This is a genomic window from Aeromonas sp. R6-2, assembly GCF_040908155.1.
In the GTDB taxonomy this organism is placed as follows: domain Bacteria; phylum Pseudomonadota; class Gammaproteobacteria; order Enterobacterales; family Aeromonadaceae; genus Aeromonas; species Aeromonas schubertii.
Map to the genome: position 1 here is coordinate 1 of NZ_JBFODE010000060.1, position 20,813 is coordinate 20,813.

The 20,813-nt window shown below is 62.4% G+C and carries 16 protein-coding genes and 1 pseudogene; 7 read left to right on the top strand and 10 right to left on the bottom strand.

Translation table 11 applies throughout. The annotated features are described in order from the left end of the window. Window positions 1–89 (bottom strand): annotated as a pseudogene (locus AB5Y48_RS15855) (transposase); the annotation flags it as partial. A 557-nt stretch (window positions 90–646) separates the two neighbouring features. Here AB5Y48_RS15855 and AB5Y48_RS15860 point away from each other — a divergent pair. Continuing rightward, window positions 647–1,543, top strand: a complete 897-nt coding sequence (locus AB5Y48_RS15860; RefSeq protein WP_368165082.1) for a hypothetical protein — start codon at window positions 647–649, stop codon at window positions 1,541–1,543. A 227-nt stretch (window positions 1,544–1,770) separates the two neighbouring features. Here the strand turns inward: AB5Y48_RS15860 and AB5Y48_RS15865 are convergent, their stop codons facing one another. Both AB5Y48_RS15865 and aguA read right to left on the bottom strand, forming a co-directional pair. Next, the gene (locus AB5Y48_RS15865) at window positions 1,771–3,474 is read right to left on the bottom strand and encodes an amidase (protein ID WP_368165098.1); all 1,704 of its coding nucleotides are present in this window, start codon (window positions 3,472–3,474) and stop codon (window positions 1,771–1,773) included. A gap of 283 nt (window positions 3,475–3,757) precedes the next feature. Further along, complete coding sequence (aguA, locus tag AB5Y48_RS15870) at window positions 3,758–4,855, bottom strand: agmatine deiminase (protein ID WP_368165084.1); 1,098 nt, start codon at window positions 4,853–4,855, stop codon at window positions 3,758–3,760. 197 nt (window positions 4,856–5,052) lie between these two features. On the opposite strand from aguA, the gene AB5Y48_RS15875 reads away from it, so the two are divergent. Continuing rightward, window positions 5,053–5,976 (top strand): LysR family transcriptional regulator, encoded by a 924-nt coding sequence (locus AB5Y48_RS15875; protein ID WP_368165086.1) that lies wholly within the window; start codon window positions 5,053–5,055, stop codon window positions 5,974–5,976. 7 nt (window positions 5,977–5,983) lie between these two features. On the opposite strand, the gene AB5Y48_RS15880 is transcribed toward AB5Y48_RS15875, so the two are convergent. Further along, window positions 5,984–6,547 carry a TetR/AcrR family transcriptional regulator gene (locus AB5Y48_RS15880; RefSeq protein WP_368165088.1) on the bottom strand — a complete coding sequence of 188 codons (564 nt, stop codon included), beginning with the start codon at window positions 6,545–6,547 and terminating at the stop codon, window positions 5,984–5,986. Window positions 6,548–6,738: 191 nt separating this feature from the next. On the opposite strand from AB5Y48_RS15880, the gene AB5Y48_RS15885 reads away from it, so the two are divergent. Both AB5Y48_RS15885 and AB5Y48_RS15890 read left to right on the top strand, forming a co-directional pair. After that, on the top strand, window positions 6,739–7,779 hold the full coding sequence (locus tag AB5Y48_RS15885; RefSeq protein ID WP_224162212.1) for an alkene reductase: 1,041 nt from the start codon (window positions 6,739–6,741) through the stop codon (window positions 7,777–7,779). Between the two features lie 108 nt (window positions 7,780–7,887). Then, on the top strand, window positions 7,888–8,829 hold the full coding sequence (locus AB5Y48_RS15890) for a bifunctional helix-turn-helix transcriptional regulator/GNAT family N-acetyltransferase (protein ID WP_224160276.1): 942 nt from the start codon (window positions 7,888–7,890) through the stop codon (window positions 8,827–8,829). 91 nt (window positions 8,830–8,920) lie between these two features. Here the strand turns inward: AB5Y48_RS15890 and prfC are convergent, their stop codons facing one another. The 4 genes from prfC to AB5Y48_RS15910 all read right to left on the bottom strand — a co-directional run bounded on the left by prfC (window position 8,921) and on the right by AB5Y48_RS15910 (window position 15,600). Further along, the gene (gene prfC, locus AB5Y48_RS15895; protein WP_136614217.1) at window positions 8,921–10,510 is read right to left on the bottom strand and encodes a peptide chain release factor 3; all 1,590 of its coding nucleotides are present in this window, start codon (window positions 10,508–10,510) and stop codon (window positions 8,921–8,923) included. A 198-nt stretch (window positions 10,511–10,708) separates the two neighbouring features. After that, window positions 10,709–12,571 carry a GGDEF domain-containing protein gene (locus AB5Y48_RS15900; RefSeq protein WP_050666482.1) on the bottom strand — a complete coding sequence of 621 codons (1,863 nt, stop codon included), beginning with the start codon at window positions 12,569–12,571 and terminating at the stop codon, window positions 10,709–10,711. Beyond that, the gene (viaA, locus tag AB5Y48_RS15905) at window positions 12,568–14,022 is read right to left on the bottom strand and encodes an ATPase RavA stimulator ViaA (protein WP_050666481.1); all 1,455 of its coding nucleotides are present in this window, start codon (window positions 14,020–14,022) and stop codon (window positions 12,568–12,570) included. The genes AB5Y48_RS15900 and viaA overlap by 4 nt, the downstream gene beginning before the upstream one ends. Before the next feature lie 3 nt (window positions 14,023–14,025). After that, a complete protein-coding gene (locus AB5Y48_RS15910) occupies window positions 14,026–15,600 on the bottom strand; it encodes an ATPase RavA domain-containing protein (RefSeq protein WP_224160278.1) in 1,575 nt (524 codons plus the stop codon). A gap of 122 nt (window positions 15,601–15,722) precedes the next feature. Between AB5Y48_RS15910 and AB5Y48_RS15915 the strand changes: the two genes are divergently transcribed. Next, entirely contained in the window at window positions 15,723–16,097 is a 375-nt protein-coding gene (locus AB5Y48_RS15915; RefSeq protein ID WP_050666479.1) for a DNA polymerase III subunit psi, read from the top strand. After that, entirely contained in the window at window positions 16,090–16,539 is a 450-nt protein-coding gene (rimI, locus tag AB5Y48_RS15920) for a ribosomal protein S18-alanine N-acetyltransferase (protein ID WP_050666478.1), read from the top strand. Before AB5Y48_RS15915 ends, rimI begins: the two co-directional genes overlap by 8 nt. A 3-nt stretch (window positions 16,540–16,542) precedes the next feature. Here the strand turns inward: rimI and AB5Y48_RS15925 are convergent, their stop codons facing one another. After that, window positions 16,543–17,121, bottom strand: a complete 579-nt coding sequence (locus AB5Y48_RS15925) for a hypothetical protein (RefSeq protein ID WP_050666477.1) — start codon at window positions 17,119–17,121, stop codon at window positions 16,543–16,545. Between the two features lie 192 nt (window positions 17,122–17,313). Between AB5Y48_RS15925 and AB5Y48_RS15930 the strand changes: the two genes are divergently transcribed. Then, complete coding sequence (locus AB5Y48_RS15930; protein WP_050666476.1) at window positions 17,314–19,104, top strand: long-chain fatty acid--CoA ligase; 1,791 nt, start codon at window positions 17,314–17,316, stop codon at window positions 19,102–19,104. Window positions 19,105–19,182: 78 nt separating this feature from the next. Here the strand turns inward: AB5Y48_RS15930 and gshA are convergent, their stop codons facing one another. Then, window positions 19,183–20,781, bottom strand: coding sequence for a glutamate--cysteine ligase (gene gshA, locus AB5Y48_RS15935; RefSeq protein WP_050666475.1), 1,599 nt, complete (start codon window positions 20,779–20,781; stop codon window positions 19,183–19,185). Window positions 20,782–20,813 lie beyond the last annotated feature (32 nt).

Sequence of the window (20,813 nt, forward strand, 5' to 3'; positions counted from 1 at the left end):
CACAGAAACGCCCGCCGCACACAGCGGCTCACCACGTGGTAGTAGGGCGTATCCTGCAGGCTAATTTGACGTGAGCGGGCGATGGTCATGGCGAGTTCCTCGGCAGTAATGCTTCAAGCCAAGCAGAGCGCTACGCCCCTGTCAAAATGGTGGGTGTCCCAGAATCTTTCGACTGATTTGACGTGAGCGGGCGATGGTCATGGCAAGTTCCTCGGCAGTGAGGCTTCAAGCCAAGCAGACCACTACGCCCCTGTCAAAAAGGTGGGTGTCCCAGAATCTTACCAGAATCTTATCAAAATGGTGGGTGTCCCAGAATCTCTCCCCCCTGTCAAAATGGTGGGTGTCCCAGAATTTGAACGCGGTAAAGGGCCAAAGCATGCAATCACCGCCTTGATGTAAGGACGATTAGCGCAGTGTAATTTCTCGCTTAGAGTAAATCTGGTGATTAGAAAAACAAACCAGAGACCTTTGGTATCAACGGTACTCTCAATGTTCTCCTGTTCTCAATCGTCCCAATATGCTTCGCTATTCGATATCCAGAACACATACAAAGAGGCTCAAACAGCGCTACACATTGATTAACTAAAAGGTTATCATAGTTCACTAAAACAACTTCAAGACATCACTTTAAACTTTTGGATTTAATATGATAGAAACAAAAACTCTCAATGGACACACTATACTATTGATGGATATATGTACCATCGGTCTTATTAAGGATAGAAGTAATATACTCATTGGAAATGACAATAGGAAAAAAGAACGCCTTAGTGAATTAACTGAGCTAGCTAAGAGTAAAGAATATCGTTTTTCATTTCTCCTATCAATCATCGAAAAAGCAACCGATAGAAAAAACGAACTAACGGTTGATGCTGTTATAAAAGAATTTGAACATGATTGGCAATGTGTCGCCAACTTTGTTGGTTTAGATTACATGAGAGAGCCTCTCAGTTTATTAAAACACATGATATACACACTAATGAATAGCGATTATAGTAAAGATGAGTGGGCGGAGTTATCGCTCCCCAACGTATTAAAGTTACTTGATTATTATAGTTCTTTTAAAATCACAGGCATACCTTCTCAAAAAGACCGATACATAATTTCTGAAAAATTAGTACGTTTTTCAAAGGAGCTAGAATTCCATCATGGACACATAGCTATAATAATATGCGTTGCTGCCATTTATGGTTGTCGGGATGCTATAAATATTTTAAAAATAAAGAATAAAGGTCATTTCAATGCCAGTAATTGCTTGGGTGATATAATGACATTATATAGAGTTGCAACCGTGGTTGAGATGCTAAAAAACACACCTAAATCCCAAGAAGTAAGATGTATTTTTAGAACCGAAAATAAAGCGTTAGAAAATTTACACAGTTATCGTGAAGCAACATGTAATACCAATATAGATACTGGAGAAACTAGTAAAAGCACGACAATAAAAGAACCAGAACGCCTATTCCCTATGTTATTTAAAAAGAATGACGTTCAAGAAAAGAAAGAGAGAGAAGCCATTTACAGGCTACTAAATCTTCATTAGAAGTGTAGAGTTTATCGCCTCCTTAAATGTTTCGCTTTCTTTCAGTGATTACTAATAAAAGTGAATTTTATACTGTACAGAAGTATAAATGAAAACTCCAAAAGGAAAAAATAGCCCCCCACCGACACATCAACATTCTAACTATTTACAAAACCACCAGCATACAGCAGGTGGTTTTGTATTCATCAACATCGTACTAGTAATAGATACTTAACCCCAACCAGCAATCAAGCCAACGGCGGCGTACGCGGCGGCACCTGGCGCTTGCTGCCGGTGGACTCAAAGGCCGAGGCGAAGCGCAACAGATTGTTGTCGTCATAGGCGCGCCCGGCGAAGGTCAGACCCACCGGCATACCGATATCGGCCATCACCCCCATGGGGACGGTAACGGTCGGCACGCCGAGGTGGCGAATGGCGAGGTTGCCGTTGGCCACCCAGATGCCGTTGCTCCAGGCGATATCGGCCGAGATCGGATTCACATCCGCATCGGCGGGACCAACGTCGGCGACGGTGGGGAACAGCACGGCGTCGAGCTTGAGCCCGTCCATCCAGTCTTCCAGATCCAGCTTGCGGGTCTTTTCCAGAGCGCGCAGGCCGTCCGGCACGGTGGCAATCTCGTCCCAGGATTTCAGGCCGCGCTTGGCCATGTTGACGTACTCGTCCATGCCCGCCGCCAGATCGCCCTCGCGGTTCGGCAGGGTGCCCGGATCGTGGGGGAAGATCTGGGGGCCATCCACATCGGCGAGTTGATTGAGCTTGGGGTCACCGTTGGCGCGCAGGAAGTCATCGAACGCCCAGCCGGAGAGCTCCCACAGCTCGTCGTTGAGAAACTCCGGGGTCACGATGCCACGGTTAAAGACGGTCGGTGCGCCGGGTCTGTCCCCTTCGCAGTTTGAGACCAGGGGGAAGTCCACTTCGATGACTTCGGCGCCAGCGGCTTCCAGGGCCTTGCGTGCATCTTCCCAGAGGGCGATCACGGTCTCACGGGTATGGATGCGCTGACCGGTCGGGCCGCCGATGCCGGGGTTGTCGCTGGTGCCGGCCAGTTCATCCTTGTTGATAAACATGCGCGGCACGCCGAGGCGCTTGCCCTTGAGGGCATCGGCCTTGGCGGCCAGCTCCAGGTAGGAGGCCGGGCGCACCTCGGAGGCCTTGGGCAGCTGCACCCAGGGCTGCAGGCGCCACAGATCGCCACGGGGATCGCTATCGTCGGCCACCACTACATCGAGCACTTCCAACAGATCGGCCATGGTGCGGGCATAGGGCACCACCACGTCCATGGTCGGGGTCAGGGGCCAGTTGCCGCGCACCGAGATGACGCCACGGGACGGGGTGTAGGCGCACAGGCCGTTGTTGGATGCCGGGCCCCGGCCGCTCGACCAGGTCTCTTCGGCCAGACCAAAGGCACAGAAGCTGGCGGCGGTGGCGGTGCCGGCCCCGTTGGAAGAGCCGGAGGCAAACGGCGCGGTCAGGTAGTCGGCGTTGTAGGGGCTCTCGGCACGGCCATAGACGCCGCGCTGCATGCCGCCATTGGCCATGGGCGGCATATTGGTTTTGCCCAGGCAAATCGCACCGGCGGCGCGCAGGCGCTCTATGGTGAAGGCGTCGCGCTGGGCCACCAGATCTTTAAACGCCGGGCTGCCGGAGGCGGCAGTCAGCCCCTTGACCAGGTAGCTGTCCTTGGCGGTGTAGGGGATGCCGTCGAGCGGCCCCAGAGTTTCGCCACGGGCACGGCGGGCATCGGACGCTTCGGCTTCTTTGAGTGCATCGGGGTTACGCACCACGACGGCGTTGAGGCGGGTCTGTGTCTCGGGACCGTCATAGGCCTCGATGCGGGCCAGGTAGGCCTTGACCAGTTCGACCGCCGTGGTGCGGCCTGATTCGAGCGCATCGCGCAGCTCGGCAATGGAAACCTCGGTGACATCTACCATTTTCGGGATCATTGGGGATCTCCTGTAAAAGGGTGACAGTTTGTCATGATGATCGCCGCATCAGCGGCCTGCGACCATCATGTCATCAAGCGATAAAACCCCACGGCGTGGGGTTTGGAATACTAACTAGAACCGGTTTACGACCCGTCGCGAGAGGCCGTCAGCAAGGTGAAGAGCAGCGCAGGAACCGGAGCGTATAAACATACGTGAGCCCCCGGTTTCACATAAGCGAGCTGCACATGAGCCTTGATCACGGTCTCGCAGCAGGATCGTCATCCGGTTCTTATTTGCCAGAAGGGATCTGCTGAGTAATGCAGTGGATATTGCCACCGCCCAGCAGGATCTCGCGGGCCGGCACGCCGACCACTTTGTGATCCGGGAAGATCTCTTCCAGAATGCGCTGGGCCTGCCCGTCGGTGGCGGTGTCCAGCAGCGGGTAGACGATGCGATCGTTGGTGATGAGGAAGTTCACGTAGGAGCCGGCCAGGCGCCCTTCGGCCTCGCGCGGTACACCGGTGCCGCTCTCGACGCCGGCAGACTCTTCCTCGGTGCAGAACAGGGGGCCCGGCTGGGGCAGCTTCCAGATTTTGAGCTTGCGACCCTTGGCGTCGACGGCGGCCTCGAGCACCTTGAGGGCGGCCAGGGAGCGCTCGTACTGGGGATCGTTCTCGTCGTCGGTCCAGTGCAGGGCCACTTCACCGGGGCGCACGAAGCAGCACATGTTGTCGATGTGGCCGTCGGTTTCGTCCATGTAGACGCCCTCGTTCAGCCAGATAAAGCTCTTCACACCGAGGTAGTCACGCAGGTGCGCTTCGATCTGCTCCTTGGTGAGATCCGGGTTGCGGTTCTCGTTGAGCAGGCACTCGGCGGTGGTCATGCAGGTGCCTTCGCCGTCCACGTGGATAGAGCCCCCCTCCAGGATAAGCGGCGCGTCGTAGCGATCCATGCCGTGCTGTTCCAGCATCCGGGCCGCCACTTGCTCGTCTTGATCCCACGGGTAGTAGAGGCCGCCCTTGTGGCCGCCCCAGGCGTTGAAGCCCCAATCCACCCCGCGGCACTCGCCGGCGGCGTTGGTGACTATGGTGGGGCCTGTGTCGCGGGCCCAGCAGTCATCGCTGTTCATCTCGACCAGGGTAACGTGGGCGGGCATGATGGCGCGCGCCTGCTCCATAAACTGGGCAGGGACCCCCATGAAGACCGGAGTGGCCTGACCTATGGCATCGGCGACCTTGGCGAAGGTCTCTTGCGCGAAGCGACCGGCCTCGCGCCAGTTGTCCGGGCGAAACGGCCAGATCATCCAGACGGCTTGCTGGTGCGCCCACTCGGCAGGCATGGTGAAGCCGTCGGCGGCCGGGGTGGAGTTGATGGTCTTGATGCTCATCGCAATGTCCTTGCGGGCGGCGTGATGACGGGCCATCACACGGCCGGTAATGGGGAAACGGGCGGACTCTCATCCACCGGCAGACCGGGGCTAGGCGCACCCGGAAAATGAGTGTGAGCCGCAGTGTATGAAGTTGCACACTCATCCATCAAATGAATAGGATGGATTGTCCCATAAATACGGCAAATGATCTTCCCATGAAACTGCACCAGCTCGACCTCAATCTGCTGCTCGCCCTCGATGCCCTGATGACACAAGGGAGCGTCACCCGGGCCGCCGAGTCCCTCTATATCAGCCAACCGGCCATGAGCCATGCCCTGGCCCGGCTGCGCAGTGCCTTCGGCGACCCCTTGCTGGTGCGCACCCCCCAGGGCATGGTGCCGACCCCGCGGGCCCAGCGCCTGCACAGCGGCGTGCGCCAGGCCCTGCGCCTGCTGGAGCAGCAGCTCACCGACGAGGAGCAGTTCGATCCCCTGACCTCGCGCCGGCGCTTTGTGCTGTGCACCACCGACTATGTGGAGTGCGTGCTGGTGCCGCCGCTTATCCAGCGGCTCAAGGATCTCGCGCCCGGGGTGAGCATCGAGATCCGCATCCTGCGCGACAGGCTACCGGAGGCGGAGCTGGCGAGCGGCGAGATCGATCTGGTGCTGGGATTTGACGAGTACATGCAGGTGCCCGGGTATCTGGGCAAGGAGACCTGGCTCACCGAGCCGCTGGCCGGCCTGGTGCGCAGCGATCTGGGGGGGATGGGTGAACGGCTCGAGCTGGAGCAACTCATCGGCATGGCCCACGTGTTTCACTCACCGCTCGGCACCTCGGAGACCAGCCTGGATCGCTGGCTTGAGAGCCAGGGGCTGTCGCGACGCATTTCGGTCAACAGCCAGAGCTATATGTCGGCGGCAGCCATCGTCTGCCAGACCGACCACCTGCTGGTGCTGCCGAGCAAGGTGGCCGATCTGCTGGCGGGTCACTGGCCCCTGCGCCGTCTGCATCTGCCGGAGGATGTGCCGGGCTACCACCTCAACTGCGTCTGGCACCCGGCATTGGGGCAGCACCCGGCCCTGCTCTGGCTGCGTACCCTGATGAAGGGGTTGGTGGCAGAGGGCGAACAACGCCCGTGAGCCTGCCTCAGCGAGCCGCCAGCCCGGCCAGCAGTTGCTCGACCACCGCCAGGGAGAGGGCCGGATCACGCCGGCACTGGGCAAAGGTGACCAGCCCTTGCACCCCCACCAACAGATAGGCCGAGAGGGTGGCCACCTCGGCCGCAGGGAGCTCCCCCTGCTCGATGGCGGCGCGCAGCGCAACCGCCAGATCCGATTCCAGATCCTGATAGACCCGGGCCAACCGCTCGCGCACCTCCTCATCCTGATCCAGCTCCATCACGGTGCGGGTGACCAGGCAGGTGCACTGGATCAGCTCGTCGGAGAGGTGGATCAGGTAGGCGCGGATCCCCGCCAGGGGAGAGCATCCGGCCATGAGGTCACGACGCTGCTGGCGGCGACTCTCCACATAGTGATCGACGGCGGCCAGCAGTAATCCCCGCTTGTTGCCAAAGGCCCCATAGAGGCTGCCCGGGTGGAGCCCGGTGGCGACCACCAGCTCCTGCATGGTGGTCTTGGCGTAGCCTTTGCTGCGAAACACCTCCATGGCGTTGGTGAGGACCTGCTCCCGGTCAAATTCGGCACTGCGCATGGGATCTCCCTCAAATAAAAACGGCGGGCAGTCTACCCCAGACGCCCCCTTCCTCCAACGTTTCTTGAACGGACATTCAAAACAGCGGCCATCGGGACCAATGAATTCTTGAACAACCATTCAAAAAAGAGTTGCACTCGCGCTCAAAAAGATTTTGAATGCGCATTCAAGAATAACCGCCGGAGTTACCCATGACCAGCTCTCTCTTCACCCCGTTCAAGCTTAACGACACCCTGACCCTGGCCAACCGGATCGTCATGGCCCCCCTCACCCGCTGCATGGCAGGGCCTGGGCTGGTGCCCACCGAACAGATGGCCGCCTACTATGGCCGCCGCGCCGATCTGGGGCTCATCATCTCCGAGGCGGTGATCATTCGCCCGGACGGCCAGGGCTACCCCAACACCCCGGGCCTGTTTACCCCCGAGCAGATCCAGGGATGGCGGCTCGTCACCGATGCGGTGCATGCCAAGGGGGGCAAGATCTTCGCCCAGCTGTGGCACGTGGGGCGTCTCTCTCACCCCTTCTTCCATCAGGCCGAGGTGCTCGGTCCCTCGGCCGTCGCCTTCGAGGGGACGGTACCCCGCATGCGCGAGCTCACCTATCAGGTGCCCCGTGCCCTGACGGTGCCCGAGATTGAGCAGCTGGTTCGGGATTATGCCCAGGCCGCCGCCAATGCCATCGACGCCGGCTTCGACGGGATCGAGATCCACGGAGCCAACGGCTACCTGATCGACCAGTTCCTGCACCACGACAGCAACCGCCGTGAGGACGAGTATGGTGGCAGCCCGCAGAAGATGGCCCGCTTTGCCCTGGAGGTGGTCGACGCCATCGCCGCGCGCATCGGTGGCGAACGCACCGCCCTGCGCCTCTCCCCGGGCGCCTATGTTCACCTCGAGGGGGACGTGCGCGATCGCGCCGTGTTCGACCATCTGCTGAGCGAGCTGGACAATCGGACCCTGGCCTACCTGCACGTGGGCATCTTCGATGACGCCCTCACCTTCGACTATCTGGACGGGCGAGCCAGCGACTATATCCGTGCCCACTACCGCGGCACCCTGGTGGGTGTCGGCCAGCTGACCCCCCAGAGCGCCGCCGAGGCCGTCGCGGCCAACCGCTTCGATCTGGTGGCCATCGGCCGCCCTCTCATCGCCAACCCCGACTATGTCGAGCGGGTTCGCAACGGCGCAGAGCTGGTTCCCTACAGCGAGGCCCTGCTACCGCAGCTCATTTGATCCCTGCGCGTGATCCTGGCGGGCCCAAGTGGCCCGCCTTTTTATTTGCTTGCGATACGCAACGTTGTGACCTATGTTAAGTTGCACACCACAACGAAAGGAGACTTCATGGACAGCCGATCCCTGCGCGCCCTCTCCCGGGAGCTGGTCCGTGAGCTGGGACTGCTCTCCCAGCAGTGCGGTACCCTGACCCTGAGCCCGGTCGAGGCTCACCTCTTGATCGAGCTCGAGAGTGGTCCCGCCACCAACCAGCAACTGGCCGACAAGCTGCGTATCGACAAATCCAACACCAGCCGCCCCCTGGCGCGTCTGGCCGAGCGCGGCCTCATCGCCTGGCAGGATCACCCCAGAGACGGGCGCAGCAAGCACGCGACCCTGACCGAGCGGGGACGCAGCGAGTTGGAAGGGCTGCACGCCGAGATGGATGCCCAGGTCGAAGCCGCCCTGGCCCAGCTCACCGGTGAAGAGCGCGACACCCTGTGGCGTGGCACCCAGCTCTATCGCAGCGCCCTCTCCCGCGCTCGCCGCCAGCAGGGGTACTGGATCCGTCCCATCGAGGTGGAGGACAACCGGGCCATCGCCGCCGTGATCCGTACCGTCTCGGCCGAGTATGGTCTCACCGCCGATAAGGGCTACGGCGTCGCGGATCCGGACCTCGATCGCCTCTACGAGGTCTATCAGGGGGTGGATCGCTGCTACTGGATTGTCGAAGGACCCGATGGCCAGATACTGGGTGGAGGAGGCTTGGCCCCGTTACAGGGGGGTGACGGGATGACCTGCGAGCTGCAGAAGATGTACTTCCTGCCGGCCCTGCGCGGTCTGGGACTGGGCAAACGGCTGGTGCTGCAGGCCCTGGCCCAGGCGCGGCAGATGGGCTACCGCCGCTGCTACCTGGAGACCACCGCCAGCCTGCGCGAGGCGACCGCCCTCTACGAGAGCCTGGGGTTCGAGCACCTCCCCGGCCCCCTCGGCCACACGGGCCACGGGGATTGCGAGATCTGCATGCTGCTCTCCCTCGATCCTGCCCTTGAGGCGCCGGCCGAGGAGTGATGACCCCTGGCCCGGAGGCGAGCCGCCAATGAACAGACCCCGCCGAGGCGGGGTCTGTTTTTATCTGGTCAGCCGATGAGGCAAGCGCTTGTCAATGCTCGCGGGTCTGACGGAAGTTGACGTCCGGATGACGCTCCTGGGCCAGGCGCAGGTTGACCATGGTCGGGGCGATGTAGGTGAGGTTGTCACCGCCATCGAGGGCCAGGTTCGGCTCATTCTTGCGCTTGAACTCCTCGAACTTCTTGACGTCGCTGCCTTCCACCCAGCGGGCGGTCGCCACGTTGACCGCCTCGTAGATGGCCTCGACGTTGTACTCGCTCTTGAGACGGGACACCACCACGTCGAACTGCAGCACACCGACCGCCCCCACGATGAGATCGTTGTTCATCAGCGGACGGAACACCTGCACCGCGCCCTCTTCGGAGAGCTGCACCAGCCCCTTGAGCAACTGCTTCTGCTTGAGCGGATCACGCAGGCGAATGCGGCGGAACAGCTCGGGCGCGAAGTTGGGGATGCCGGTGAACTTGAGATCCTCACCCTGGGTGAAGGTATCGCCGATCTGGATGGTGCCGTGGTTGTGCAGACCTATGATGTCGCCAGCCACCGCCTCGACCGCCTGCTCGCGATCGCCGGCCATGAAGGTCACGGCGTCGGAGATGTTGACGTCCTTACCGAGGCGCACATGGCGCATCTTCATGCCCTTGGTGTAGGTACCGGAGACGATACGCATAAAGGCGATGCGGTCGCGGTGCTTGGGATCCATGTTCGCCTGGATCTTGAACACGAAGCCGGAGAACTTCTCCTCGGTCGCCACCACTTCACGGCTCTCGGCCTTGCGCGGCATGGGGGTCGGTGCCCACTCGGTCAGGCCGTCCAGCATGTGGTCGACGCCGAAGTTACCGAGCGCGGTACCGAAGAAGACCGGGGTCAACTCGCCGGCACGGAATGCCTCATGGTCGAACTCGTGGGACGCCCCCTTGACCAGCTCTAGCTCACCGCGCAACTGGGATGCGAGATCCTCGCCCACGGCGGTGTCCAGCTCGGGGTTGTCGAGCCCCTTGACGATGCGCACTTCCTGGATGGTGTGGCCCTGACCGGTCTGGTAGAGGTAGGTCTCATCCTTGTAGAGGTGATAAACCCCCTTGAACAGCTTGCCGCAGCCGATGGGCCAGGTGATGGGCGCACACATGATGTTGAGCTCGCCCTCCACCTCGTCGAGCAGCTCCATCGGGTCACGGATGTCCCGGTCGAGCTTGTTCATGAAGGTCAGGATCGGGGTATCGCGCAGACGGGTCACTTCCATCAGCTTGCGGGTCCGATCCTCAACGCCCTTGGCGGCGTCGATGACCATCAGGCAGCAGTCGACCGCCGTCAGGGTACGGTAGGTATCTTCCGAGAAGTCCTCGTGACCCGGGGTGTCGAGCAGGTTGACCAGGCTGTCGCCATAGGGGAACTGCATGACGGAGGTGGTGATCGAGATACCACGCTGCTTCTCCATCTCCATCCAGTCGGACTTGGCGTGCTGGCCCGAGCCACGGCCCTTGACGGTACCGGCGCGCTGGATGGCCTGTCCGAACAGCAGCACTTTCTCGGTGATGGTGGTCTTACCGGCGTCGGGGTGCGAGATGATCGCAAAAGTGCGTCTCTTGGAGACTTCACTCAGAAATTCAGATGACATGATTCACTATTCTTCAGTTGATTGGCAGCGGCCAGGCCGCAGCCGGGATTGGGACGGACGCACGACTCGCAGAGTGCGGCGTGACGAGTGGGCCATGGTCAACATGGCGGATGTCGTGGCGTCTTACATGGGCGTCCCGGTTCCGGTTGGCGGATAAATCGCGGCGCATTATACCTGCGCGAGTGAAAAATACCCAGCCCGTCAGAGGTCGAGCTCGACCCGGTTACGACCGCCCCCCTTGGCCCGATAGAGGGCAGCATCGGCACGGCGGATCAGATCGCTGAGCTCGGCGTCCCCGCTCCCGAGCTGGGCACAACCGAGGCTCAGGGTCACCGGATAGGGCATGCCGGGGAAGGCCCGCCCGGCAATGAAGGCCCGGATCCGTTCGGCCACACGGGCCGCCTGGGCCAGCTCCAGCCCCGGCAGCAGCAGCAGGAACTCCTCTCCCCCCACTCGCCCCAGCACATCCTGCTGGCGCAGCAGGTGGCGCACAGAGGCCACCAGCCACTTGAGAATGCAGTCCCCCTGATGGTGGCCCAGATTGTCATTGATGCGCTTGAAGTGATCGATATCGAACACCAACACGCTGAAGGGGTGTCCATGCCGACGGGCACCGGCCATCATGCGCCCTCCCAGGCTCAACACCCGGCGGCGGTTCTGGGTGCCGGTCAGCTCATCGGTGAAGGCCAGCTGGCGCATATGGCGATTGCGCTCGAGGAGCCAGCGCACCAGCAGGGCCCCCGTCGCTATCAGCAGGATCAACACCAGAGCCAGCCAGAAACGACGCTCATCCGCCAACTCCAGCGCCTGTTGCTGCAACTGCTGATGGCTGCGCAACAGGGCGTTTTCCGCCTCTTGGCGCGCCAGCTCGAACTCACCGCGTACCCAGGCGGCACTCTGCTCCTGGATCTCGCGAATGAAGTGAGTTCTGAGGGCGATAAACAGACGCTGCTCGTCGAGAGCCGCCTGTAACTGCCCCAACCCCTCCAGCGCCTGGCTGCGCAGGGAGGCCAGCCTGATGAGGTAACGCAGGTTGTCTTCCCGCCGCAGGGGAGGCTCGGCCCGATTGAGGTGGAACAGCGCACTCTGGTAAGCGCCGGCCTGGGTGTCGGCCTGCGCCATCAGCAGATGCCAGTAGCCATTGAGCAGGGGATCTGTCTCGGCCTTAAACGCCTCACCGACGTGCTTGAGCAGGGCCGTTGCCTCCTCCAACTGCCCCAGCCCCAACATGGCCTCTGCCCGATCCAGGCGCAGCAGGGAGAGGCCCAGAGCGGTGGATTCCGGATGGCTTGCCTCGGCCTTGTCCAGCTCGGTCAGAGCCTCATGGTAGTGACCCTGGCCATTTTCCAGCATGGCCCGCTGGCGATGCAGATCGTAGAGAAGGGCGCTGTCCCCTTGGGGTGGCAACTGCATCTCTATCTCATCGAGCAGCCGCCGGGCCGGGCCAAAGAGCTCCATGCGGCGGTAGGTGGCAGCCAGATCCAGCTGTACCTTGCCATACCAGCTCGGGAGCGACAGGGCATCGTAGAGGCGCTGGGCACTCATCAGATCGCTGAGCCCCTTGGCCGGACTCCCCTGAAACGAGAAGAGGGCGCCCCGATAGAGCAGGGCCTGGGCCTGTTGCCTGCGATCTCCGGCGTGCTGCGCCAGGGACAGGGCCTGGCTGTAGTCCCCGTAAGCGAGAGCTATCTCCCCGAGCAGCTGATGAAACCAGCCCCGACAGAGGATGAAATCACTCTGGGCGACCTCATCACCCAGGGCAAGGGCCAGCTCATACTCCTGGTTTGCCTGAGTCATCGCCTGACGATACTCCACTATCTCGTCGGCCGGCTGGGTCCAGCAGGCCAGACGCCGGATCCGCATCTGCTGCGCCGCCGGATAGGCAGAGAGATCGACACGCAGACGCTCCACCCGCCCCCGAAACTCGGTGTCCGCGAGATAGGTGTGTTCGATGGCGCCGAGCTCCCGCTCCAGCTCGGCCGAAGAGAGGGGCACGGTCGACGCGCAGAGCGGCGTCAGCAGTGTGCCCAGCAGCAACAGGCCTCTCGTCCCCGGGCCACTCATGGCTGCCTCCAGTGCCGCAGCCAGCGACCGGGCAGGGAGCAGTCGAGCAACCAGCTGCGATCGAAGATCCGCAGCAGGGCCTGCTTGGCGTGACGGGACATGGCCACCGCATAGAAACGGGTCTCGGCGGCCCGGCGCTGGTTCAACCGGTCGAGCAGAGCCTGGGGCAAGCGTTGGGCCACGAAATCGGAGAGCATCAACACATCGGCCCGCAAAAAGGCCGGCGCCTCGAGCTGGGTCAGGGCCCGCTCCAGGCAGGGCACCAGATCCGTGCCCCCGTGAAAGCTCATGGAGAGGAAACGTTCGGCCTTCTCCAACCCGGTCTCGGCGGTGATCTCCAGGGTCACCACCTCGGTGGAGAAGAGCATCAGGAAGCAGGGGCGCTGCTCGGCCATGGCCACCTTGAGCAGGGCGAGAAAGAGCGCCTTGGCACACTCCTCCGGATACCCCCCCATGGAGCCGGACGTATCGACACAGACGATGAAGGGGCCCCGCTGCTGCTCCTCACGCCCCTGATCCCTGGGTTGCAGGGGGATCAGGCGCTGACGGGGCAGCATCCCCTTGGGCTGGTAGCTGAGCAGGCGACGCTCCAGGTAGCGTCGATAGAATTCGTACTCCAGATCCGGGTCCCCCAGCATGACCGATTCGCTCGGTAACATGCGCAGCAGATCCCCGGCCGGGTGGATCCCCACCAGATCGTCGGGCACCTCGTCACTGATGACCGGCTCCAGCTCGATCATGGGCTCCGGGGGCTTGGGCTGATGGTCGCGCTCCTTGTCCCTGTCGCTGCGACCGAGCAGCTCTGCTATCTCGCGCAGCAGGGGCTCTTTCTCGAGCATGGCGGCGTATTGGCGCACCAGCACCAGGCTGCGGGGATGCCATTTTCCCTGAGCCAGATCCCAGAGGCCACCGGCCGAGACCTGCTCGGGATCCAGGGCTTCGACCAACTCCCGATTGGCCAGCAGCTGGGACTCCAGCTCCTGTTGCTGTTTCTCGCGCTCGGCTTCGGCCAGCTCCTGCTGAAAACGGAGCAGGGCCGCCACCAGGCTGGTGCGCCAACGCTCCATCAGGAGCCGCCGGCGCGCCTCGGTAGGCGAATCTCGCAACTGGGAGAGCAGGGAGGGAGCCTCGAGGGAGAAGGGGCTACCGGGCTCCAGCGCCTCCAGAATCGTCTGGCTACGGGCCAGCAACTGCTGGCAGGAGAGAGGGCGGCAGGCCTGATAGGCGAGATACTCTCGCTCCATGGCGGGGGGCACGGGCTTGCGCCGGAGATCGGCGCGCACCCGATCGCCCCAGTTGAAGAGGCGGCGTCGCAAGCGGGCCGCCTCTTTGGGGGCCTTGCGCATGAAGTCGACCAGCTTGCTCGAGCCAGCCAGCGCCAGCACCATCTCGGTGACCAGCTCCCCTTCCGCCATCATGATGCCGAGCTCCATGGCTCCGATTTCCAGCATGAATCAACCTACCAGGTCTGTGACCCTGTCCTTCCAGGTGTCGAGCCGGGCCATGACCGCCTCGGCATCACGCATCAGCACGAAGAAGCTGCTCTCGATCCGATCCAGCCACTCCTCCCCCAAGAATAGATGGGATTGCTGCTGCTCAAAGGTGAGCCGCTGGCGCCGGATATCCTGCAGCAGGGCCCGCTGCTCCGATGTGATAGCCGCCAGCCGCTCGCGCCAGGGGGCGCTGACCACCTCGGGCATCAGGGTGGGGTGCAGCAGGGCGACCGGGTTGCGCTGAGCGTCGATCACCTGCAGATGACGCTCCTCGTCGAGACAGAGCTCCAGTTGCCGCTCCCACTTGTGGCGCAGGCAACGACCCGCCACCGACTCGGCCCCCTCGCGCCAGTAGTCGAGCACCACCCGATCGAACTCCAGCTCGTCGCTCAGCTGATCCGGATGATCCGCCTCCAGAGGGGCAGGCCACAGCAGGCGCAGCACCACCTTCTCCTTGGGCCCGCGGTGCTCGCCGAAGTGAAGGGCCCAACCGGTCTCGCGGCCGAGCCAGTTGCGGGTGCGCCTGGCGGTGGGGGCGAGGCGCACGGCGATCTCCCCCTCCCACTGCAGCAGTTGATCCTGCAGGCTCTGCAGACGCTGGCTCAGGGAGAGTTGGTCAAAGCAGTGCAGGGTTGCCAACTCGCTCATGATGTCATGGAGTCCCTGGCGGGAGCTCTCGTCGTGCCAGAGGCAATCTTTGAGCAGCAGCAGATCGAGGGGACCCACCGCATCGCGCCCGTTGAAGAAGGCGCTCGCCTTGGCCAGGCGCACCGCCTTCTTCCAGCGGCGATCCGACACATAGCAGTGTGCCAGCCGGCTCTCGATGGCGTGGCGCAGCTGATAGATGAGCTCAAACACCGAGTCAGGCAACCGCACCAGCTCGATGCCCCCCTGCCAGGCCAGATACTCTTCACCGCGTACCGGCAGGGCCGCCGGCATCTTCACCTCGGCGCGCCCTTCGCTGCCGAGCAGGGCCCGGAAGTGGGACTTCTCCTGTACCCGATCCAGCCACAGGCGGATCAGCATGCGGTCGTAGAGGGCCTCGAGACCACTGTCGGTCGCCGGCAGCTCGTTGGAGGCGGTCACCAGCAGGCGCAACGGAATATCGTGCAGGGTGTCGCCGTTGCGGAACTGATGCTCGTTGATGGCCGTGAGCAGGGTATTGAGGATGGCCGGGCCCGCCTTCCAGATCTCGTCGAGGAAGACCACCTCGGCCTCGGGCAGATAACCCCGGGTGAGTCTGTGGTACTTCCCCTCCTCCTTGAGAGCCTGGATGGAGAGAGGACCAAACACCTCTTCGGGAGTGGAGAAACGGGTCATCAGGTATTCGAAGTGACGCGCATCGACGAAGGCCTGCTTGAGGCGCCGTGCGATGAGGCTCTTGGCGATCCCCGGGGGGCCGAGCAAAAAGACGCTCTCTCCCGAGAGGGCCGCCAGCAGACAGAGACGCAGCACATCCTGGCGTTCATAAAGCCCTTCTCCGAGGGCTGAAATAAGGTGGGCGATCCGCTCGCCCAGATTGCCTTGTGGCTGCATGAGAGGCTCCGTTCCAGAAATGTGCCATTCGCATGGCGCAGCAAAATAGTGCAGCAAAAGAGGTTCGAGTGTACTCTGCTCACGCCTTTCATTGCCAACCCAGATCAAAGCGACCGCTCTCTATGCCTGATCGTGCCCCCGCAGATCTTCGCGCCGCCCTGCTTAGCCGGATGGGGATCCCCAGCTGGCAGCTGCGCCATCCTCTCCCCGCCGACGCGACCGGGGAGCCTCATGCGGCAACCGAGCCTCAGGGCCTCTGGCTGGTGGCCGAGCGGCTACCCGCCCGCCCCCTGCTGGAGGATCTCTGCGCCCTGCTCGGCATCACCCCGGCCGAGGTGAGCCTGCACCCTCCCGGCCCGCTGCCGGCCGGTCAGCCGCGCTGGCTCTGGCTGACCCGGCCCGATCCGGCCAGGCCAGGCGCCCTGGTCTGCCCCCTCAATCCCACCGCCGCCGACAAGCGCGCCCTGTGGCAACAGATCCGCACACACCATGACTGAATTTCGCCCCCTGACCGAGGCCGACGTCGACCTCGTCTACCCCATTGAACAGGCCGCCCATCGCTGGCCCTGGAGCCAGGCCAACCTGCTCTCCTGCTTCGGCCCTCGCTACCTCAACGGCCTGATGCTGGTCGAGGGTGAGCCGGTCGGCTTCTTCATCTCGGATCTGGTGGCAGGCGACAGCTCACTGATGAACATCTGCGTCCATCCCGGGTGGCAGGGCAAGGGGCTGGGACGCGCCCTGCTGCAAGAGTACCTGACCCGTAGCAAGGACAAGGGGGCGCAGGCCTGGTTTCTCGAGGTGCGCGCCGGCAATGGACCGGCCATCGCCCTCTACGAGAGCGAGGGCTTCGCCGAGTATTGCCGACGGGAGGAGTACTATGGCACAGGCGCGGATCGCGAGGACGCCATCCTGATGTCGCGCCTGTTCGATCTGGGATGACCCTCAGCGAGTCGGCGTCGCGGCCAGCAACTTGCGGGTGTTGTCGATGGCCAGGGTCAGGCTGGCCGGTGAGAGGGGCATGAAGTTGCCCTTCATGTAGTCTTCCCGCGGTACCCATATTTGCTCGGCCTGCACCACCACCTTGAGGGGGAGCAGGGGCCCCTGGGGCGAGAGCTGCATAAACATGGCCGGATAAGAGGTAATTTCGGGCAACTGGGCGATCGCCTGCTGGCTGTTGTTGTTGGCGTCGGGGTTCAAAGAGATCTTGATGAAGGGGGCGATGGCCGCCTTCATCTCTGGGTTATCGAACAGCGCCTGATGCAGTTGCTTGCAATAGAAGCAGTGTCCCGGATTGCGCTCCACCAGATAGAGCAGGGGGATACCGCTTTGCTCCGATTCGGAGCGCGCCAGCAAGAAACCGGCGAATCCCTCCTGCCAGGCCTTGGGACTGGGTTTGTCGGGGGCCTTGACGGCGACATCCGGTGTCGATTGGCCCAACCACCACCAGACCCCGGCCGTCCCGGCCCCGGCCAGTAACAGCACGCCACCCACCAGCCCCATCAGCACTCCCTTGCTCGCCATACCCGACTCCAGCTTATTGATTCCGTTCCTATTTAACCACTCTTTGGGGCTCATCCCAAGCCCCGGCGAAATGTGCAAAATGTGATCTCCGAAAACAGCGCACACTTGTAAGCTGTATTTTTAGTGTTTACACTCTAGCCCGCTGATTACGCCGCCTGAGGGCGTACAACTGTTACTGAGGAAATCTTTTTGATGCAGCAGCTTCATTTGGTTCGACTGATTCGCGAGCGCATTGCCCGGTTGGGTAACAAGGCGGCCCTGCGGACCCGTCAGGATGGCCAGTGGCGAGCCATCGGTTGGCGCACCCTGGGCCAGGCCATGGACTACTGTGCCCAGGCGCTGATCCGCGCCGGCCATCAGGAGAAAGAGATGGTGGGCATCTATGCCCGCAACATGCCGGAGTGGACCCAGGCCGACCTCGGTATCCTCGCCGCCCGCGGGGTGAGCGTCCCCATCTACCCCACCAGCACCCTGGAGCAGGCGCGTTACATAGTGCGTGACGCCGACATCCAGATCCTCTTCGTGGGGGAGCAGCCCCAGTTCGACCAGGCGCTGCAACTGATCGAGAGCGGTGACATTCGCCTGGTGATCGCCCTCGATGGCACCATCAATCTGCGCGGCTGCCAGCAGGCCTGCCACTTCCAGACCTTCCTCAGCAGCGGCAACCACCTTCCGAGCGAGCAGACCCTGCGAGAGCGCGAGCGTCGCTACGCCATGGACGATCTGCTCACCCTCATCTACACCTCGGGCACCACGGGCGAACCCAAGGGGGTGATGCTGGACTTTGCCAACATCGCCGCCTGCTTCCAGATGCACGACGGTCGCCTCGATCTGGGTGAGGAGGATGTCTCCCTGTGCATGCTGCCCCTCAGCCACGTCTTCGAGCGGGCCTGGAGCTACTATGTGCTCTACTGCGGCGCCGAAAACGTCTATATCCGCGACCCCCAGCAGGTGATGTCGGTCCTCGGCGAGGTCAAACCCACCGTCATGTGCTCGGTGCCGCGTCTCTACGAGAAGGCCTACGCCATGATCCAGGCCAAGGTGGCCGAGGCGCCACCCCTGCGCCGCGCCCTGTTCGGTTGGGCCACCCGGGTCGGTACCCGGGTGGTGGAGCGTCGCCAGCAGGATAAACGGGTCTCGCCCCTGCTCTACGGCCAGCTCTGGCTCGCCGAACGGCTGGTGTTTCGCAAGCTGCGCGCCCGCTTCGGTGGCCGCACCCGTTTCCTGCCGGTGGCCGGTGCCCGCCTCGCCGACGACGTTAACCTCTTCTTCCAGGCCATGGGGCTCAACCTCAAGTACGGCTACGGCATGACCGAGACCACGGCCACCGTCTGCTGCTACGAGGAGAGTCACTTCAAGCTGGGCTCTATCGGTACCCTGCTGCCGGGGATCGAGGTCAAGCTGGGTGAGAACAAGGAGCTGCTGGTGCGCTCGGCGACCGTGATGCGCGGCTACTACAAAAAGCCCCAGGCGACGGCCGAGGTGATGACCGACGATGGCTTCCTGCGCACCGGCGACGCCGGCGATATCGACGCCAAAGGGAACATCTACTTCACCGAGCGCCTCAAGGAGCTGATGAAGACCTCCAACGGCAAGTATGTGGCCCCCCAGGTGGTGGAAGGGACCCTCGGCAAGGATCGCTTCATCGAGCAGATCGCCATCGTGGCCGACGCCCGCCACTTCGTCTCGGCCCTGATCGTGCCCTGCTTCGAGTCGCTGGAGGAGTACGCCCGCTCCATCAACCTGCAGTACCAGTGCAAGACCGAGCTGCTGCGCCACTCCAAGGTGGTGGAGTTCTTCGAAGCCCGTATCGCGGAGCTGCAACAGGAGCTGGCCAAGTTCGAGCAGGTGAAGAAGTTCACCCTGCTGCCGCGCGCCTTCTCCATGGAGTTGGGGGAGCTCACCCCCACCATGAAGCTGCGCCGTCGCATCATAGAGGCGACCTACAAGCAGGAGATCGACGCCATGTATGGGGTCGCCTGAGCCGGCACCCACAACAAGCGCCAAGAAAAAGCCCCGTCACTGTGACGGGGCTTTTTTCTCTTCTTCCCTGGGGCGCCCTCAGGCGACCGGCACCCCTTGGCCGAAGTAGTCGGCCAGGAAGTCATCGAAGCTCAGGCTGTCGCCGCGCTCAATCTCTCGCTGTTTTTGCAGGGAGTCACGCGCCTCGGCGGTGAAGTACTCCTCATCCCAATACTCCAGAGGCGTGGTGAGCAACTGCTCCCGGTAACGGGCGGCCAGCTCGCGGCCGAGGCAGGCGTTGTCCTTGTTCTCGGACTTGAGCTCGCGCAGCAGGCGGGCCGACAGGGTCAGCTCGGGATCCTCGAGACGGGGACGCAAGGCCTCCAGGGTGGCGGCATAGCGGTTGCGGCGACCACAGCTGGCATCGAGCAGGGTGGCCACCTTGGCCAGCTCGTCGAACAGGGACAGACCCCACTCCTTGAGGCTCTGCTCGCCACCGTCGGTCTCCAGCATCAGGCCGGGGCGACGCCCCTCCAACACCACCCTGGTCTGGTTGCGGCGGTTGCGGGCCATCTCCTCTTCCCCCAGCAAGGGGGACGGACGCAGCAGGCACCACACCAGGAAGAGATCGAAGAAGCGGATCTGGTCGGCCTCGATGCCGATAGGGCTGAAGGGGTTGACGTCCACGGTGCGCAGCTCGATGTAGTCGATACCGCGCCGGGCCAGGGCATCCGAGGGCTTCTCACCGCTGCGCGGGGTGTTCTTGGGACGGATCGGGGCGTACAGCTCGTTCTCCAGCTGCAGCACGTTGTCGTTGAGCTGACGATACTCGCCATCCACCTTGACCCCCAGCCTGGAAAACTCGGGAGCATGGGTCTGGATGGCGCGGCGCAACGACGCCACATAGGCCGGCAGGCTGTCGTGGCTGATGTTGAGCCCGGCCTGGGCGCTGTTGGTATAGCCAAGATCCGACAGGCGCAGGGAGGTGGCATAGGGGAGGTAGAGGGTCCCCTCCCCCAGCTTCTCGAAGGGAAGGCGAGTCTCGCGTCCCTTGAGGAAGGAGGCGCAGATGGCCGGGGAGGCCCCAAACAGATAGGGTACCAGCCAACCGAAGCGGTAGACGTTGCGAATAAGCCCCATGTACTTTTCAGAGATGAAACGCTGGCTGCAACACTCCTTGCAGGCGAGGGCCTGCCACTCGCACCAGAAACTCTCGGGCATGGAGAAGTTGAAGTGCACCCCGGCGATCACCTGCATCAGGCTGCCGTAGCGCAGCTTGAGACCACGTCGATAGAGGTTCTTCATCCGACCGATGTTGGAGCTGCCATATTCGGCCAGACGGATGCTCTCCTCGCCACCGACGAAGCAGGGCATGGAGAGGGGCCAGAGGCGCTCGTCACCCATCTGATGCATCGCGGTGCGATGGACGTCTCCGAGCTGCTCGAGCAGGGTATCGATAGAGTCAGTCGCCGGGGTAATGAACTCCAGCAGCGGCTCGGCATAGTCGGTGGTGATGTTGGCATGGGTCAGGGCCGATCCCAAGGCTCGCGGGTGATCCTGCTGCGACAGTTCGCCGGTCGGGGTGATACGCAGGGTCTCGCGCTCGATGCCACGACGCATCCCCTTGAGAGCAGGCAGGCGTTCCGGTGTCCCCAGGGCGGCCAGCAGCTCGTCGAGGGTGAGGGTCTGTGTTGTCATAATCACGGCTCACTCCAGGCTCCCCCGAAGGG

Coding starts and splice junctions, on each gene's coding strand:
- AB5Y48_RS15860 (WP_368165082.1), top strand. CDS start 647: ATGATAGAAACAAAAACTCTCAATGGACACACTATACTATTGATGGAT.
- AB5Y48_RS15885 (WP_224162212.1), top strand. CDS start 6,739: ATGACCAGCTCTCTCTTCACCCCGTTCAAGCTTAACGACACCCTGACC.
- AB5Y48_RS15865 (WP_368165098.1), bottom strand. CDS start 3,474: ATGGTAGATGTCACCGAGGTTTCCATTGCCGAGCTGCGCGATGCGCTC.
- viaA (WP_050666481.1), bottom strand. CDS start 14,022: ATGCTGGAAATCGGAGCCATGGAGCTCGGCATCATGATGGCGGAAGGG.
- AB5Y48_RS15880 (WP_368165088.1), bottom strand. CDS start 6,547: ATGCGCAGTGCCGAATTTGACCGGGAGCAGGTCCTCACCAACGCCATG.
- AB5Y48_RS15910 (WP_224160278.1), bottom strand. CDS start 15,600: ATGCAGCCACAAGGCAATCTGGGCGAGCGGATCGCCCACCTTATTTCA.
- AB5Y48_RS15930 (WP_050666476.1), top strand. CDS start 17,314: ATGCAGCAGCTTCATTTGGTTCGACTGATTCGCGAGCGCATTGCCCGG.
- rimI (WP_050666478.1), top strand. CDS start 16,090: ATGACTGAATTTCGCCCCCTGACCGAGGCCGACGTCGACCTCGTCTAC.
- AB5Y48_RS15915 (WP_050666479.1), top strand. CDS start 15,723: ATGCCTGATCGTGCCCCCGCAGATCTTCGCGCCGCCCTGCTTAGCCGG.
- aguA (WP_368165084.1), bottom strand. CDS start 4,855: ATGAGCATCAAGACCATCAACTCCACCCCGGCCGCCGACGGCTTCACC.
- AB5Y48_RS15875 (WP_368165086.1), top strand. CDS start 5,053: ATGAAACTGCACCAGCTCGACCTCAATCTGCTGCTCGCCCTCGATGCC.
- AB5Y48_RS15890 (WP_224160276.1), top strand. CDS start 7,888: ATGGACAGCCGATCCCTGCGCGCCCTCTCCCGGGAGCTGGTCCGTGAG.
- AB5Y48_RS15925 (WP_050666477.1), bottom strand. CDS start 17,121: ATGGCGAGCAAGGGAGTGCTGATGGGGCTGGTGGGTGGCGTGCTGTTA.
- gshA (WP_050666475.1), bottom strand. CDS start 20,781: ATGACAACACAGACCCTCACCCTCGACGAGCTGCTGGCCGCCCTGGGG.
- AB5Y48_RS15900 (WP_050666482.1), bottom strand. CDS start 12,571: ATGAGTGGCCCGGGGACGAGAGGCCTGTTGCTGCTGGGCACACTGCTG.